Here is a 16230-nt window from a genome sequence, read left to right as displayed (position 1 = left end):
GAGCGGACAGATACGAATCGGTCGAGGGCTTCACCCGCAAGCAAGGTCATTTCATAGCAGTCACAAGGTACATAAGGAATGGAAGCGGAGTTTGGACCGAGCGAGCGCGTATGAAGGCGAAAGCTGAAGTTGCGTGAGCATCAGGACAAACGAAGCAGGCACCAAAGTAGCATCACAAACCGATTGAAGCGGAGTTTGGACCGAGTGAACATATCTGCAGGCCGAAGGCCGAAGCCGTGTGAGCGAGGAACAAGCGAAGCGAAGCGAAACAAAATATAGGTCTGGTGACCATAGCGGAGGGGAAACACCCGTACCCATCCCGAACACGGACGTGAAGACCTCCAGCGCCGAGAATACTTGTCTCGAGAGGGACTGGGAAGGTAGGTCGTTGCCAGGCAAGAGAGAACAGAGTCAGGCCAGAAGGCCTGGCTCTGATTTGTTCCATGCGCAAACCTCCCAAATTCCATGCAAACCGAAGCGTCGCACGACAGGCGTGGGCGACAGGATGGCGATGGCAATAGGTATCGGGCTATACTGCTATGCATAATATGCATATATTTGGTATACCGTAGAGGATGGGGGGATCATCTTGGCGTTATTCGGATTTTTATTGATCATGGTTGGCGTGTTTCATCTTTTGGCCCCGGAAGCAGCTTGGTATCTGCATATTGGTTGGAAGCTAAGGGACGCTGAACCGTCGGATGGATACCTCATGTTTTTGAGGGTTGGGGGAGGAGCAGGCTGCCTGATTGGCCTGATTCTCATCATCGCCGCGATGGTGAGCTCTCATTCCTAATTGACGATGGAGCGCCGGTTCGGGACACGGGTGGAATTCTGATCAATACAATGGACAGAATCATCGCGCAAAGGTTAGCAACTAAGATCATCCCAACCGTGCCCGGCCATCCGAGAGAGCTATAGAAGAGTCCACCCAACGAGCCGCCGATGCTCGATCCTACATAGTAAAATAAAAGATACAGCGATGAAGCTTGTGCGCGTGTATCCACCGCTCTCCGCCCAACCCAGCTGCTTGCCGTCGAGTGACCACCGAAAAATCCGAACGTGAACACAATCATGCCGATCACAATCCAGATCAAATTGGACAGCAGCGTGATCGCAGCCCCTCCGCCCATCAGAACGACATTCGCGAAGAGCACCCGTTTCCGCCCGATACGATCCGCCAATCTTCCCATCCATGACGAGCTGAAGGTGCCAGCTACATATACGATAAACAACATGCCGATCACGGACTGTGACAGGCCGTACGGCGGAGCGAGCAATCGAAAACCCATATAGTTGTACAAACATACGAAGCCGCCCATCAGCAGGGCGCCGACAAGGTACAGGCAGAGGAGTCCGCGATCGCGCAGTGCTTCCCCAAACGCTTGCAGAGCGGAAGCAGGATCGGCTGGTTTTGGCTTGAAGTGTCGCGACTTGGGTAAGTTTCGCCAAAAGTAAATGCTCAGCAACAGGCTGACGGCAGCAAACGCACACAGACCGATTCGCCACGAGAAGTGGTCCGCTAAAAGACTGATAGAGATGCGCCCGAGCAGTCCACCGATAGAATTGCCACTGATGTACAGACCCATCGCATAGCCCAAACCGTTCGCTGCGATTTCTTCGCTCAAATATGTCATGGCGACTGCCGGCAGGCCTGCGAGTGTCAGTCCTTGCAGGGCGCGTATCACCAGCAACGACGTGAAGGAAGGGCAAACGGCTGCAATGATGCCAAGTGCGGAGGACGTCACAAGGGAGGTTACCATCACAGGTTTTCGCCCCCACGCATCGGATACAGAAGCGGCTATCGGGAGGGATACGGACAGGATGAGCGTCGTAATGGATAGGGAAATACTGGAGAATGTCGGTGTTACATGAAAACGAGCGGCGAACATAGGGAATAAGGGCTGAACGCAATACAGGTTGGCAAATGTGACGATCCCGGCTGCCAAAAACGCAAGGCTGACGTGCCGATAGGCCTTCGTGCCCCGTTCAAGGTAGGTTTCGGAGGCGCGATTTGTCAGAATGCTTTCCTTCACTTTGGAGGACCTCTTTCCACACGATGTACCCTCTTACGATACGCTTTGTTTTAGAAAGGTTCCAATTGCGTGCAAAGATTTGCTGCGCAAGATGCCGAGGGTGGCGAAGATTAGCGGTCTTCTTTGTCGACAGTGTACAATGGAGTCAACGTCTTTAGATTCGAGTGATGTTGCACGTTTGTGCGGTTGGTATAGGCGCCTAAGATGGCGTCGAAAGGAACGATGAGATGGTAGGGAAGCAGCATAACGGCACCCGAGTACGGCGGGCGCTGCGATCGCGCCTTCATTTCGCGTGGCTTGGCGCTTTGATCGCCGCTGCCATGGTGGAGACTTGTCCGTTCGTCGCGAACGCTCAGGTGGACAAGCAGGCGGTCAGTATGTCTGCGGAAGTAGGGTATAGTGGCTACTATAGCACGGATGACTGGGTTCCGGTGCATATCGTCATTCACCATACCGGTGCGTCGACAATGGGCGATCTCGTTGTTGCGATTAACGAATCCCTGAGTACTGGGCGTCGCAGCGCCGGCCTGCTCCAGTGGCCGATCGCCTTGCCGAGGGACGGTTGGACGAGTAAGGAGATTGCACTGCCAGGCAACATATTAAATAAAGGGGCAACTGTTTCCCTGATCGCCGGAGATGAAACGCTAGCAACTGCGTCGCTCACGGGGAATGCGGTGTCGCACGTCGCACTTGTTGGCGTGATATCGGATAATCCACAGGAAACGCAGTTTTTGGCGGGCGTGAGCAGCGATTCAACGCCGGTCCTACCGGTGGCCCTTGACGCATCGAGCGTTCCGGCGGCAGTCGACCTTTTGGCAGGTCTGTCCGCCATTGTCGTTTCCATTCCGGAACTATCGTCGTTATCGACGGCCCAAGGGATCGCTTTGCGCGAGTGGGTCAAGGTTGGCGGCCTTTTGATCGTGACTGGGGCCGGCAGCTCGCCGCCTGGTTGGCCTGCTTTGCCTCTGATGGCAGGTGCTTTGTCGCAGGTAAGCGCGCAACCGCTGGCCGATTTTGCCGGGGTGGAACCTTCGGCCGGAGCGCTTGCGACAGACGCCGCAGCGGCTCGTGGAGATGCGCGCATTTGGGCGGGATCCAATCAAACGCCGCTTCTCGCCAGTGAGCAGATCGGCAGGGGGCAAATCTGGCAAACCGCGTTCTCGCCGATGGATCCGCACTTGTTGGCATGGACTGGGGACGCCCAAATGTGGACGACAATTTTTCGATCCGCCATCCTGGCCAAGGGAGCAGCGTCGGCCATACCCGCACTGTTCAGTGAAAGTGGCGCGCTATCCCTGACATCTGTCGGTGATGCCTTGGCGCCGTTGCGCATGCCGTCACTTTCGACATTTGGGGCGGTTTTTCTCATCTACATGATTGTCGCTGGACCGCTGGCGTTTCTTTGGCTCCATCGACGCCGCAAGGAGACATGGGCGTGGGCGGTTTTACCGGTGTTGAGCGCCGTTACGACCGTCGGAATTTACGCATTTGGCGGTTCGGAGCGGCCGAAAGGGCTGTTGTTGGATGGCGTGGGCGTGATCGACTTGAGTGGTGATGGAAATGGGATTGCGTATGCGGCCGAGGCCTTCATGTCACCCGATTCGGGGGATTTTCGGTTGGAATTTCCAAGTGGCAGTGATGTGTTGACGTTGACGAGTGACAATCAGCCGTTGACCAAATCAATTGTCACGAATCGTGCGGGCGCGACCCATGTGTTGTTGTATAGCGTTCCGCGCTGGCATGTGCGCTATTTGTATACATCCGGTATGGATCACGCATGTGGAGAAATCACGACACAGTTTACCGATTCGTATGGGCTGTTGTTTGGTACGGTGGAAAACGATACGCCCTATACCTTGGACGACGTCGCGGTTTTCTGGAAGGGGACCATGGTCCGTCTGGGCACGCTGGTCCCTGGGCAAGCAAAGACGATTCCTGTCGGCGGCGGATCGACAACGGCTTCGTGGATTTCCGATTATGGCGCGTATAATCGGGCGTTGACGCACGGCATTGGGCGTTCGCTTGGCGCTTACCTGTCATCCTGGACACCTGGCGCGTCGGCGAACGACGCACAGGCGATGATTATCGCAACCACAACCGGACGCACCCCGCAGCTGCCAACGCCGGCTGGTGAGCGCCGAGTCGCCAGTGCCAAGACGCTGACGCTCATTCGCGAGTACGCCCCGGTTGCGGAGAGTGTGGAGGCAGATTGACATGATCTTGACCCAAAATTTGTGTAAGCGCTACGGGAAAATGGCGGCGGTCCAAGATATGAATTTGTCAATCGCTCCGGGAACCGTGTTTGGGCTTGTGGGGGAGAATGGCGCAGGCAAGACGACCGCCCTGTCGATGCTGGCAACGCTCTCGACGCCAACATCTGGCCGCGCCTACATCCATGGTTTCGAGGTCACGCGCGAGCCGCGCGCAGTTCGCCGTTGTATTGGCTATATGCCCGACGCGTTCGGGGTGTACGACGATCTGACCGTCATGGAGTATCTTCGTTTTTTCGCGGATTGCTATCGTGTGGATCGGCGCCTTGTCAAACCCCGTGCCGACGATTTGTTGGAGCGGGTGCGCTTGACGGACAAGCGTGACACCTACGTCAATGCGCTGTCTCGAGGTATGCAGCAGCGATTGGAGATTGCCCGCTGTCTCATGCACGATCCCGCCGTTTTGATTTTGGACGAGCCATCCTCTGGCCTCGATCCAAAATCTCGCCTTGAGATGCGTGCGGTGTTGCATGGATTGCGCGACATGGGAAAGACCGTACTCATCAGTACGCACATCCTGAACGAGTTGGCGGAGGTAGCCGACGAAGTTGGCATTCTCCGGCGCGGCGAACTGGTTGCCGTCGCGGCCGTACAGGTGATGGTCCAGCATTCCAGCGCGTATCGGACCATTCACATCGATGGACGGTTTGCGGCTGGCGAATTGGAGCGAGCTTTAGCTTCGGATCGGCGCGTCGTCGACGTTCATGCCGCAGCCTCCGGTTGGGATGTCCTCTACGCAGGCACGCTTGCCCAGCAGGCGGACTTGTTGACCGCGCTCGTCGAACAAGGCATGGCAATCACGCAATTTAGTGAACAGCCCACGGATATCGAACAGCTGTTCTTGCGATTGTCTGCCATTCAGGAGGGGATGTGATGCAACTGCGGATCAATCCATTGCTCGCCAAGGAATTCCACCAACGTATGCGCACTGCACGTGCCCCCATTGTGATTACGTCGTATGTATTCGGCATGTCTGTGCTGACGTTTTTCCTGCTGTATGAAAACGTGCAGGGTCAGTTGTATCTGGTGCAGCCTACCAAGAGCCAGCAGGTATTCGTTTTGCTGAGTTTGCTGCAGATGACGGTCGTTGCATTTTTGGCACCTGCGTTTGCCGCGGGCAGTGTCAGTGGCGAGCGCGAGCGCAAAACGCTGGCCGTCCTTTTGACGACTCCCGTGTCGCCCATCGGCATTTTGCTGGGCAAAGTGTTGTCTTCGAGCGCCCTGCTGGTGCTTCTGGTCGTGGTTACCCTGCCTGTCTATAGTCTCGTCTTTCTATTTGGTGGCGCTGTTCCCCAGGAAGTCGTGTCCGTATTGGCGTTTCAACTCGTCACCATTGTCGTCATCGCCACCATTTGTGTGCTGTTTTCGACGATCGCGCTGCGCTCAACATGGAGCACGGTGTTTTCCTATGGCACTGTGGGATTGATGATGGTCGTTTTCGGCGCCTTGGGTTATGGGTTGAAAGGTTTGTACGAGCAGAATCCAATCGATCTCTTTACGCTTTCATGGTCGCATTTTTTCTATGCATTGAATCCTTTGTACGTGGAAGCTGCGCTTGAAGGAGCCGTATCGGCGAAGCCGACTATCTGGGTGACGTTTGTTGAGTTTTACGCTGTCGTCATTGTGATTTTGCTGGTGCCAAGCCTATGGCGTCTGCGCCCTCAGTGGTTTTCGTGGCTGCCGTTTTGGTCGCGCAGTACCGAAAAGCAATACCAGTAACACGCATATTGTTTCCTTCGCAAGCGTAGACCTGTATGGACGTGCCGCTTCGCGGGGGGAATCTCGATGCTCTTTGTGCAAATTCTATTCTCGCTCGCCATGGTCCTGTTCGGTGCCGAGCTATTTACGAACGCCATCGAGTGGGTCGGTCATAAGTTCGGGCTGGGGCAGGGTGCTGTTGGCAGTATTTTAGCTGCTGTGGGCACCGCACTACCAGAAACGGCGGTGCCGGTGACGGCTATTTTGATGGGGGGCGGCAAGGAAGCAGAACAGGTTGGCATCGGAGGCATCTTGGGTGCTCCCTTTCTGCTCGCGACATTGGGTGGAATGGTCATTGCGAGTGCGACACTCGCGTTTCGCTTTGGACACTCGTTGTATCAACTGCACATTCAGCGGCGTGCGTACATGCGTGACATGCTCTGCTTTTTAACGGCCTATGTGTTATCCATGCTGCCGGCACTGTTCCCCCTCCCACAGGTTCGGCATTTTGTACCGTTTGCGCTTGTTCTCTTGTACATTGGATTCGTCGTTCTGACGATTCGCGATAAGGCGGAAGCAGCAGACGCGGGGGATCTCAAATCGTTGTATTTACAACCAGGGGTTGGTGAACCTTCATTTGGCCTCGTCAGTTTGCAACTTCTTGTTTCGCTCGCACTTATCGTTGGAGGCGCACACATTTTAACAGGCGGCGTGGAACAAATAGCGTTGCAAATTGGCTTGCCGACGTTTGTATTGTCGGCATTGATAATTCCACTTGCCACAGAGTTGCCAGAGACGCTAAACAGCGTGGTTTGGATTAGGCAGGGTAAGGACAGTTTGGCCTTGGGCAACGTCACAGGCGCCATGGTATTTCAAAGCACGCTCGTACCTGCGCTCGGTATCTGGATGACACCGTGGAATTTGACGGCTGAAGCGCGTTTGACAGCCGTTTTAACGTTTTCGGCGGCTCTGTTCACAGTTGTGATGTATCGCGTGCGCCGCGTTCTCGAACCCTGGACACTACTCATCGCGTCCACGCTCTATTTCGTGCTTCCGATGCTGACGCTGGTGAAACGTTTTCATCAAGCGCATTACTACTGGATCTTTGGCGGCGTGATCGCGATCATCGTCGTGATGGCGCTCTTTACTGTGCAAAAATTGCGGCAGACCAGATTACGGTAAGCACAGTGGCCGACAATCTGCGGGACCGACATGCGTCTGACGTTCATCTGACTGTGGGTTCGGACTGCTTGCGGCCTTCTCCACGGTTCTGCGTGGCATGCCGCAGCATGCCGGCCGGACGGCCCTCCTTAGAGCCGTCGGCCGTTTCATCGCCCATCGCCTTTACCGCACGGCCCTCCCTAAATCCCTGAAGACCTCGTCGTACACCGCAACCGTGCGCTCGATGTCGTCATCGGTATGTACGGCCGAGACAAACCACGCCTCGTACTTCGACGGTGCAATGAGGATTTTGCGATCCGCCAACAAATGAAAGAATTGCGCAAACTGTTTACTGTCTGTCGCGTTGGCATCGTCATAGTTATGCACTGGATGATGGCCAAAGTAAATCGTGTATGCGCCACCCATCCGATTGATCGTGATCGGCACACCATGGCGCTTGGCCGCTTCGTGCGCTGCTTCGGTCAGCACTTGTGCTCGCCGCGCCATGTTTTCGTAGATACCGGGTTCTCGTAGCACATCGAGGCACGCCATGCCGGTGCGCATCGACAGGGGATTGCCAGCCATGGTCCCAGCTTGGTAGGCAGGCCCCAGCGGCGCCACCTGCTCCATGATGTCCTTTCGCCCGCCGTATGCGCCAATGGGTAGGCCGCCGCCAATGATCTTCCCGAGCGCGTACAGATCCGGATGCACGTCGTACATCTGTGCGGCGCTGCCGTAATGAAAACGAAACGCCGTGATGACCTCGTCGAAGATAACGAGTGCGCCATGCCGGTGCGCGAGATCGATAACCTGCTCCAGGTAGCGATCATCCCGCGGCGGAACGATGCCGAAGTTCCCGACAATGGGCTCGACAAGCACCGCCGCGACATCCGCACCATGTACATCGAGGGCTTGTGCCAAGATGTCGGGATCGTTAAACGGGACCGTAATCACTTCACTCGCGATGTTTGGGGTCACCCCGGCGCTGTCGGGCACGCCGATGGACGAAGGGCCCGATCCGGCCGCCACCAACATCGCATCGGAGTGCCCGTGGTAGCAACCTGCAAATTTCAAAACCTTGCGCCGTCCCGTATACGCGCGTGCGACGCGAATTGTCGTCATGACGGCTTCCGTGCCGGAATTGACAAAACGAATGCGCTCCAAGTCCGGGATTGCCTGTCGGAGCTTCTCTGCAAACAGCACTTCTGAGGGCGTCGGCGTTCCGTAGAGCACGCCATCGGCCGCCGCCTGCGCAATCGCCTCCGTGATGGCGGGATGGGCGTGGCCGAGAATCGACGGGCCATAGGCTGCAAGATAATCGATATATTCGTTCCCGTCGACGTCATACATGCGTGATCCTTGTCCACGCACCATGACCGTTGGGGTACCACCGCCGACCGATTTATACGATCGCGATGGGCTGTTGACACCGCCGAGTATCACCGCTTGCGCACGTTCAAACCACAGTTTGGATTGTGTGCGATCAAGAACCATCTCTCACCACTCCTTGAGCCTTTATTGTTCCACTGCCAGACGCAGGTGGTCAACAGTGGCTTCCTTTGCATGACACACACGTCGTGTGGAAACGGTAAGGAAAACGGAGGAGGGGTAAGGGGTTGCGTAGATCAGTTTCGGCGGAGGCAAAGGCGGTTTCGCATGTGTTGACACATGGCGGCGACGTTCGTTATGATCATCGGCTCCTTTTAGCCGAACTGGCCATGGGTATCGCTGTGCAGCGCGGACTCAGCGTGCCCGCGCGCGGCGCGCTTGACACACATGTCCACCATTCCGTATAATCTGCACGATTCAGTATAGCAACCAACATATCGATTTGATGAGGAAGCAGAGTACAGGCGGTTTGGGCTGTTCCAGAGAGAGTGCGCCGCGGCTGCAAGCGACTCCAGCCTGCGTTTGGAAAGACGGCTTCTGAAAACGCGAGCTGCTTTTTGTAGCCGCGCGTCGTCGGCGCGTTATGCCGTTGAGGTGGAACGTCTCGTTCAAGCAGGGTGGCACCGCGGAAGCGCTCTTTCGTCCCTGCCGGTATCTACCGGCATCGACGAAAGGGCGTTTTTTCATTCCGCGGCCACAACTCACGGCATCATCGCAGATGTACTTTGAAAAGGAGAATGCCTCATGGAGATCCAACGTCCCCGCGGCACCGTCGATCTCCTGCCAGGAGAAGTGGAAGTCTGGCAGGCGCTTGAAAGCGCGGTACGCGATGTACTGGACAGGGCCAATTACGGCGAAATCCGGACCCCCATCTTTGAACACACAGAGTTGTTTGAGCGCGGCGTCGGTGAAACCACGGACATCGTATCGAAAGAAATGTATACGTTCCTCGATCGCGGCAATCGCAGTGTCACTTTGCGGCCAGAGGGCACAGCGGGTGCAGTGCGGGCGTTTGTCGAGAACAAGCTGTACGGCACCGGCGCATTGGCGAAGCTGTACTATATCGGCCCGATGTTTCGCTATGAGAAACCGCAGAAAGGGCGGCTTCGGCAGTTTCATCAATACGGCGCGGAAGTGCTTGGGTCGGAATTGCCAGCCGTCGATGCCGAGGTTATCGCGCTCAGTCTCTCCGTATTACAACGGCTTGGTCTCAAACAATTGAACGTCGAGCTGAATTCAGTGGGGTGCAGCGTGTGCCGGCCGGTGCACAGGGCGCAGATGATTGAACGGCTATTGCCGCATCGCGACGAGTTGTGCCGTGATTGCCAGGTACGGTTGGAAAAGAATCCGTTGCGCTTGTTCGACTGTAAGAACGAGTCGTGTCAGGCTGTCTTGCGGGAGGCAAACGTCCCTTATATCGTCGACGTCCTTTGCGGCGAGTGCAAGGATCATTTTGAGCAGGTACAGGGCTATTTGGAGGCAATGGATGTACCGTACAAGATCGAAAAAAGCCTCGTCCGCGGACTCGACTATTACACGCGTACGGCATGGGAGATCACGACACCTGGATTCTCCACCATCGCCGGGGGCGGTCGTTACAACGGCTTGGTTGAGGAGTTGGGCGGGCCGTCGACACCTGGCATCGGCTTTGCCGGCGGTATCGAACGCGCGATCGCGGTGTTGGCAGCGCAAAACGTGCAAATTGGCCGCACGGTTGAGCTTGATGCGTTTGTGGCGGTCGCCGACCAGGTCGCCGAACACACGGCCATGGCTGTGCTTACGTCGTTGCGGCGCTTGGGGCTGCGAGCCGATCGCGACTATCAGGGGCGCAGCTTAAAGTCGCAGTTTAAACTGGCGGATCGGCTGCAAGCGCGATTCGTCATCGTCATTGGTGAAAGCGAGCTGGCGTCTGGAAAGGCGACGGTCAAACAGCTCGCCACAGGCGCGCAGCGCGAAATTCCGTTTGCAGAACTGGCAGATGCTATTGAACAAGCAGGAAGTGAGTGGTGATTGTGGAGCAGCATGGGATACATCGTTTGACACGCAGTCATTGGGTGAAGGACACCCTGGCAGCGACAACGGGGACAACGGTCGTGCTGGCTGGTTGGGTTCAGCGTCGGCGCGATTTTGGCAGCGTCGTCTTTGTCGATTTGCGCGATCGCTCCGGAATTGTTCAACTCGTGTTCGATCGCGGTCGCGGTACGCCGGAGCATGCGATGGAAGCGGCCGACAAGCTGCGCAACGAATTCGTGATCGCCGTATCGGGCACGGTGGAAAAGCGAGATGCGGAGACCATCAATCCGAAAATTGCGACCGGTGAAATCGAAGTCGTGGTCAGTGACATCGTGACCGAGAATACGGCGAAAAACCCACCATTCTATATCCAGGATGGCGTCGAGGTCGACGAGACCGTTCGTTTGCGCCACCGTTACCTAGATTTGCGGCGCCCAGAGATGCAAAACATCCTGATGATACGCCATCGCATCATCCGCGCGTTTCGCCAGTACTTGGACGATCACGGTTTTCTCGAGATCGAGACGCCCATTTTGACCAAGAGCACACCTGAAGGCGCACGCGATTACCTGGTGCCCAGCCGCTTGCAGCCGGGCGAATTCTACGCGCTGCCGCAATCGCCTCAAATTTTTAAGCAATTGCTGATGGTGTCGGGGTTCGAACGTTACTACCAAATTGCACGCTGTTTTCGGGACGAAGACTTGCGGGCGGACCGGCAGCCGGAATTTACACAGCTCGACATTGAGACCTCGTTTTTGCCCCAGGCGGCTTTGCAAGACATGATGGAGGAGATGGTCGCGAACGTTCTGCGCGATGTCGCTGGCGTCGAAGTGCCACGGCCGTTCCAGCGCCTTCCCTATGCCGAGGCGATGGACAAGTATGGATCGGATAAGCCAGACTTGCGTTTCGACATGGCGTTTGTCGATCTCGCCGATGTCCTTGCGGGAACGGACTTTCGGGTGTTTGCCGACGTCTTGGCCAAGGGTGGGGTCATCAAGGCCTTGGTTGCGCCTGGCTGTGCGGGGTATAGCCGCAAGCAAACGGACGATCTCGTCGACTTTGTGAAGGGCTACGGACTCGGTGGCCTCGCGTACATCGCTGTCCTCGAGGATGGAAGTTTTCGTTCGTCCATCGGCAAATTTTTCACAGACGAGCAGTTCCAGGCCATCGCGGACTGTGCCAAGGCAAAGCCTGGCGACCTGATCCTGATTGGGGCTGGATCGCGCAAACAGGTTTTGCCTGCACTTGGCGCGTTGCGCGGTCATTTCGGCCAGGCGCTTGGCCTTGCCGATCCGAACGTGTACAAATTTTTGTGGATTACCGATTTTCCGCTCCTGTCCTACGACGAGGATGAGAAGCGCTGGGTTGCCGAGCACCATCCGTTTACAATGCCCCGCGAAGAAGACATTCCGCTCCTGAGCACAGATCCTGGCAAGGTGAGGGCGCAGGCGTACGATATGGTGCTCAACGGCTTCGAGATCGGCGGCGGCTCGATGCGCATTTACCGCCGGGAGATTCAAGAGCAGATGTTTGCGGCGCTTGGCTTCACGAAGGAGGAAGCGTACGACAAGTTTGGCTTCCTATTGAACGCATTTGAGTACGGCACGCCTCCGCACGGCGGCATTGCCTTTGGCTTGGATCGTATCATCATGCTGCTGGCGGGGGCCAAGTCGCTGCGCGACGTCATTGCGTTTCCGAAAACGGCGAGCGGTACAGATCTGATGATGGACGCACCGGGGGAAGTGTCTGAAGAGCAACTGAAAGTGCTGCATTTGCGTGTGCGCCATCACGGGTAAGGAGACGGAGTGGGCAGGGCAGACGGCCCTGCTCCTTCTATTTTACGGAAGCGACATTGCGTTGTATAATCGTATAAAGCTGAGTGGATGACTAGGAATTGATTGGGTTACGCCAGAGGAGAGGCGATGCCATGGATCTGTTCGCGATGGCGTCCGAGCGGGATCGCGCCGATGCCGCGCCGCTTGCGTATCGCATGCGGCCAAGTTCGCTCGACGAAGTGGTCGGCCACTCGCACATCGTGGGTCCGCGGGGACTCTTGCGCCGGATGATCGAGCAGGATCGGATGCAATCCATCATTCTGTTTGGCCCGCCAGGGACAGGCAAGACGACATTGGCACAGGTCATTGCCCACCAGACGAAGGCCAGCTTTGTGCAGTTGAACGCCGTGACGGCGGGGGTTGCGGACATTCGCAAGGCGGTGGATACGGCGAAAGAGCAGCGAGAGTTGTACGCTCGGCGCACGGTGCTGTTTCTCGATGAAATTCATCGTTTTAATAAGAGCCAGCAAGACGCACTGTTGCCACACGTCGAAGCTGGTTTGTTGATTTTGGTTGGGGCGACGACAGAGAATCCATACTTTGAAGTGAACTCTGCCTTGGTGTCGCGATCGCACGTGTTTCACCTGGAACCGCTCACGGTCGAGGAAATTGGGGTTTTGCTGGATCGCGCCTGTCGCGATCACGATCGCGGACTCGGCCGCATGCACGTGGAGCTTGCTGCCGACGCGCGCCGAGCGATATGTCTACAGGCGGGCGGCGATGCCCGGCGGGCCCTAAACCTGCTTGAACTGGCGGTGTTTGCGGCGCCTATCGGCGAAGATGGACAGACGCATGTCGGTCTCGAACAGGTCGAGCACGCCCTGCAGTCGGCTGGCGGCGTGCGTTACGATAAATCGGGAGATGAGCACTACGATACGATCTCTGCTTTCATCAAGTCGGTTCGCGGTTCAGATCCGGATGCCGCTGTCTTGTGGCTGGCAAAAATGCTGGCGGGCGGAGAGGATCCGGCATTCATCGCCCGCCGCTTGATGATTTTGGCTGCAGAGGATATCGGCAATGCCGATCCTTATGCCCTGACCTTGGCGGTGAGCGGCTGGCAGGCCGCCATGGCCATCGGTATGCCAGAGGCGCGGATTATCTTGGCGCAGGTGACGACGTATCTGGCGACGGCGCCCAAATCGAACGCCGCGTACAAGGCCATCAATGAAGCCCTTGCGGACGTCAAGGCGGGGATGCCACTTGTCGTACCGCCGCACTTGCGGGGAACAGGATACAGCGGGGCACAGAAGCTGGGGCATGGTGTTGGGTATTTGTATCCCCATGATTATCCCGGTCACCACGTGGAGCAAAATTATTGGCCCGTTGGCGTGGAACCGCGCATGTATTATCGGGAGGGAGACGGCGAGTCGTGAAGATATCGACAAAAGGTCGCTATGGCCTCATGCTGCTGGTCGATCTCGCAAAGCAGTCGACCGATGCACCCATTTCACTGAAGTCGGTTGCGGAAAGACAGAATTTATCCGAACATTACTTGGAACAACTGATTGCTCCACTGCGCAATGGCGGCTTTGTCCGCAGTATCCGAGGCGCCTACGGCGGATACGTCCTCGCACGCAATCCGCGCGACATCGTGGTCAAGGATATCATCTTTGCCCTGGAGGGGCCGATTACCATCGTCGATGAAGATATCGACGATGGACTCGATGTGCTCTGGACGCGTCTGCGAGAAGCCATTCACGAGGTGTTGGATTCCTTAACGTTGCAAGATCTGGTTGATATGCGCGGGCAGTCAGAGCACGGATACATGTTTTACATTTGATGGATGGCCTGTCTGCTTGTAAGGAGGAGATCGCGTGATTTATCTTGACAATGCAGCGACGACTCCGATCGCGGAAGCTGTTCGCAAGGCGATGGAACCGTTTCTTGCGTCCATCTATGGCAACCCATCGAGCACCCATGAGGCCGGCAGACAAGCCCGGCAAGCCGTCGAACGAGCTCGCCGCACGATAGCCGAATGGCTCGATTGCGATCCGCGTGATCTGATTTTCACGAGCGGTGGTACGGAAGCGGACAACGCTGCGCTCGTCGGTGCTTATTTGGCGAGGCAGCAAGACCGCAAGCACATTGTCGCAAGCGCGGTTGAGCATCACGCGGTATTGCATGCGTTGTCCTTTCTTGAATCGCTAGGCGCGAAGGTAACGCTGGTTCCGGTGGATCGGCGCGGTTTTGTCGATCCGGCGGACGTCGTGCATGCTCTCCAACCGGACACTGCCTTGGTAACGGTAATGGCCGTCAACAACGAGCTGGGCACCGTCGAGCCTGTTGACGAGATCGCTCGTTTGGTCAAGCGGCGCGATGCACAAATCATCGTTCACAGCGACATGGTACAAGCCTTACCCGTGCAACGCATTGGATTGGCGCGGTCCGATCTCGACATGGCGACGTTTTCGGCACACAAAATTCATGGTCCCAAGGGGATTGGCTTGTTGTACGTACGCAAGCATACGCCATGGCAACCGATTCTCTATGGGGGCAACCAGGAGTTGAAGCGGCGCGGGGGGACGGAGAACGTCGCTGGTGCGATTGGGTTTGCGGCGGCCGTTGACGCCCTGCGCGATCGATTTGCCGATCACGTCGCACACCTGGCTGCTTTGCGCGATGCATTCTGGGCGTCCTTGGCAGATGAGCCTGGCGTGCATCGGTTAAGTCCGCCGGACGCTGCGCCGTCGATTTTGAATGTGGCCTTTGCTGGGGTGCGGAACGATGTTTTACTGATGCGTCTTGACCTTGAAGGCGTCATGGCATCTGCGGGATCGGCCTGTACCGCGGGGAGTTTGGAACCAAGTCATGTCATTCAGGCGTGCCGATTGGACGAACATGTCCGCGAAGCGGTCCGTTTCAGTTTCAGTTGGCAAAATACCATGGAAGAAGTGGAACAGGCCGCTCGTGTCGTAAAGGACTGCGTCCAATTGATTCGTTCACGTTTCACAATTTCGTGACATTTTGTAAGCCGCTAGGGCTCGGTTAACCAATTTCTGCATTGCAAACGTACCACCATAGGCGTACGATTGACCAGGAATCTCGTTCGGTATATATTTCGCAATTGGAAATTTGGTTTTGTAAATATCCATCATGGGAAAGCTATTGATCAATTGAGGAATGATATCCAACGAGAACGATGGCGTAGCCGAGGTGCGCCTTCCATTTGCGAGAAGGGGGGACCTAGGAATGCGGTGTCCGAGTTGCACAAGCCGGGATATCGGTAAAATTGGTGCAAATCAGTACTATTGCTGGAGTTGCTTCGCGGAGTTTAACGTGTCTGGTGATGAAGTCCGCGTCTACGAGGTGGCCGAGGACGGTTCGCTGATCGTAGTCGAGCATTCGTCTAACGCATTGGAATTTGGAACCGGCGCTTGAGCCGATTGCGTATAGGTAGATACAAAAAGGGCGGCGTGGAGGCCGTCCTTTTTCACGATGGGTGGCTGTGTGGCAATCCGTACAAGCCCATGGCCGATAACGCCAACCCACCTAGGCAGGATATCGCCACATAGGTGAGGGACAGGATCTCTTGACGAGCGCGAAATAGGCTAATCGCTTCGTATGAAAAGGTGGAAAACGTCGTATAGGCGCCGCACAACCCAACTCCCAGCAACAGCATCGGGATGTTGTGGAAGGTAGGTACGACTTTGTGAATGTGACTTGTCAGCCATCCCAGAAGCCACGAGCCGCTCAGATTGATGGCGAGGGTCGCCCAAGGAAATGGCGAGCTTGTCCGAGCGTTGATGACGCGCGAGACCTGGTAGCGCAGCAGGGCTCCCACTATGCCGCCGATGCCGACCCATAGCATGGTCATATATGTCAAGTCGC

The 16230-nt window shown here is 56.4% G+C and carries 15 protein-coding genes and 1 rRNA gene; 13 read left to right on the top strand and 3 right to left on the bottom strand.

The window, feature by feature from the left end; translation table 11 throughout:
* The first annotated feature begins 280 nt into the window (after positions 1 to 280).
* Together rrf and C7445_RS14980 are read left to right on the top strand one after the other, a co-directional pair.
* A 5S ribosomal RNA gene (gene rrf / locus C7445_RS07395) occupies positions 281 to 397 on the top strand.
* Between the two features lie 219 nt (positions 398 to 616).
* Positions 617 to 796, top strand: a complete 180-nt coding sequence (locus C7445_RS14980) for a DUF6199 family natural product biosynthesis protein (RefSeq protein WP_424922995.1) — start codon at positions 617 to 619, stop codon at positions 794 to 796.
* On the opposite strand, the gene C7445_RS07390 is transcribed toward C7445_RS14980, so the two are convergent.
* Positions 765 to 2036, bottom strand: coding sequence for an MFS transporter (locus C7445_RS07390; protein ID WP_243835034.1), 1272 nt, complete (start codon positions 2034 to 2036; stop codon positions 765 to 767). The two genes, C7445_RS14980 and C7445_RS07390, sit on opposite strands and share 32 nt — an antisense overlap.
* 227 nt (positions 2037 to 2263) lie before the next feature.
* Here C7445_RS07390 and C7445_RS07385 point away from each other — a divergent pair, with 227 nt between their 5' ends.
* The 4 genes from C7445_RS07385 (at position 2264) to C7445_RS07370 (ending at position 7186) form a co-directional block, all read left to right on the top strand.
* Entirely contained in the window at positions 2264 to 4249 is a 1986-nt protein-coding gene (locus C7445_RS07385) for a hypothetical protein (RefSeq protein WP_243835033.1), read from the top strand.
* A 1-nt stretch (position 4250) separates the two neighbouring features.
* Positions 4251 to 5180, top strand: a complete 930-nt coding sequence (locus C7445_RS07380; protein ID WP_134159429.1) for an ABC transporter ATP-binding protein — start codon at positions 4251 to 4253, stop codon at positions 5178 to 5180.
* Positions 5180 to 6025 carry an ABC transporter permease gene (locus tag C7445_RS07375; protein WP_134159428.1) on the top strand — a complete coding sequence of 282 codons (846 nt, stop codon included), beginning with the start codon at positions 5180 to 5182 and terminating at the stop codon, positions 6023 to 6025. The genes C7445_RS07380 and C7445_RS07375 overlap by 1 nt, the downstream gene beginning before the upstream one ends.
* A gap of 66 nt (positions 6026 to 6091) precedes the next feature.
* Positions 6092 to 7186 carry a sodium:calcium antiporter gene (locus C7445_RS07370; protein WP_134159427.1) on the top strand — a complete coding sequence of 365 codons (1095 nt, stop codon included), beginning with the start codon at positions 6092 to 6094 and terminating at the stop codon, positions 7184 to 7186.
* A gap of 162 nt (positions 7187 to 7348) precedes the next feature.
* Here C7445_RS07370 and C7445_RS07365 read toward each other — a convergent pair whose 3' ends face one another.
* Entirely contained in the window at positions 7349 to 8659 is a 1311-nt protein-coding gene (locus C7445_RS07365) for a glutamate-1-semialdehyde 2,1-aminomutase (RefSeq protein ID WP_134159426.1), read from the bottom strand.
* A 122-nt stretch (positions 8660 to 8781) separates the two neighbouring features.
* Here C7445_RS07365 and C7445_RS07360 point away from each other — a divergent pair, with 122 nt between their 5' ends.
* The 7 genes from C7445_RS07360 to C7445_RS07330 all read left to right on the top strand — a co-directional run bounded on the left by C7445_RS07360 (position 8782) and on the right by C7445_RS07330 (position 15780).
* Positions 8782 to 8961, top strand: a complete 180-nt coding sequence (locus tag C7445_RS07360) for a hypothetical protein (protein WP_134159425.1) — start codon at positions 8782 to 8784, stop codon at positions 8959 to 8961.
* A gap of 337 nt (positions 8962 to 9298) precedes the next feature.
* The gene (gene hisS, locus C7445_RS07355) at positions 9299 to 10564 is read left to right on the top strand and encodes a histidine--tRNA ligase (RefSeq protein WP_134159424.1); all 1266 of its coding nucleotides are present in this window, start codon (positions 9299 to 9301) and stop codon (positions 10562 to 10564) included.
* Entirely contained in the window at positions 10558 to 12363 is a 1806-nt protein-coding gene (gene aspS, locus C7445_RS07350) for an aspartate--tRNA ligase (RefSeq protein ID WP_424922994.1), read from the top strand. Before hisS ends, aspS begins: the two co-directional genes overlap by 7 nt.
* Positions 12364 to 12494: 131 nt before the next feature.
* On the top strand, positions 12495 to 13775 hold the full coding sequence (locus tag C7445_RS07345) for a replication-associated recombination protein A (protein WP_134159423.1): 1281 nt from the start codon (positions 12495 to 12497) through the stop codon (positions 13773 to 13775).
* Positions 13772 to 14182: a cysteine metabolism transcriptional regulator CymR gene (gene cymR, locus C7445_RS07340; RefSeq protein WP_134159422.1), complete on the top strand. Its 411-nt coding sequence runs from the start codon at positions 13772 to 13774 to the stop codon at positions 14180 to 14182. The genes C7445_RS07345 and cymR overlap by 4 nt, the downstream gene beginning before the upstream one ends.
* 34 nt (positions 14183 to 14216) lie before the next feature.
* Complete coding sequence (locus tag C7445_RS07335; protein WP_134159421.1) at positions 14217 to 15362, top strand: cysteine desulfurase family protein; 1146 nt, start codon at positions 14217 to 14219, stop codon at positions 15360 to 15362.
* A gap of 229 nt (positions 15363 to 15591) precedes the next feature.
* On the top strand, positions 15592 to 15780 hold the full coding sequence (locus tag C7445_RS07330) for a hypothetical protein (RefSeq protein WP_134159420.1): 189 nt from the start codon (positions 15592 to 15594) through the stop codon (positions 15778 to 15780).
* A gap of 52 nt (positions 15781 to 15832) precedes the next feature.
* Here C7445_RS07330 and crcB read toward each other — a convergent pair whose 3' ends face one another.
* The gene (gene crcB, locus C7445_RS07325; protein ID WP_243835038.1) at positions 15833 to 16216 is read right to left on the bottom strand and encodes a fluoride efflux transporter CrcB; all 384 of its coding nucleotides are present in this window, start codon (positions 16214 to 16216) and stop codon (positions 15833 to 15835) included.
* Between the last annotated feature and the right edge of the window lie 14 nt (positions 16217 to 16230).

The organism is Alicyclobacillus sacchari, assembly GCF_004366795.1.
In the GTDB taxonomy this organism is placed as follows: Bacteria; Bacillota; Bacilli; order Alicyclobacillales; family Alicyclobacillaceae; genus Alicyclobacillus; species Alicyclobacillus sacchari.
This window is presented reverse-complemented; position numbering and strand designations above follow the sequence as displayed.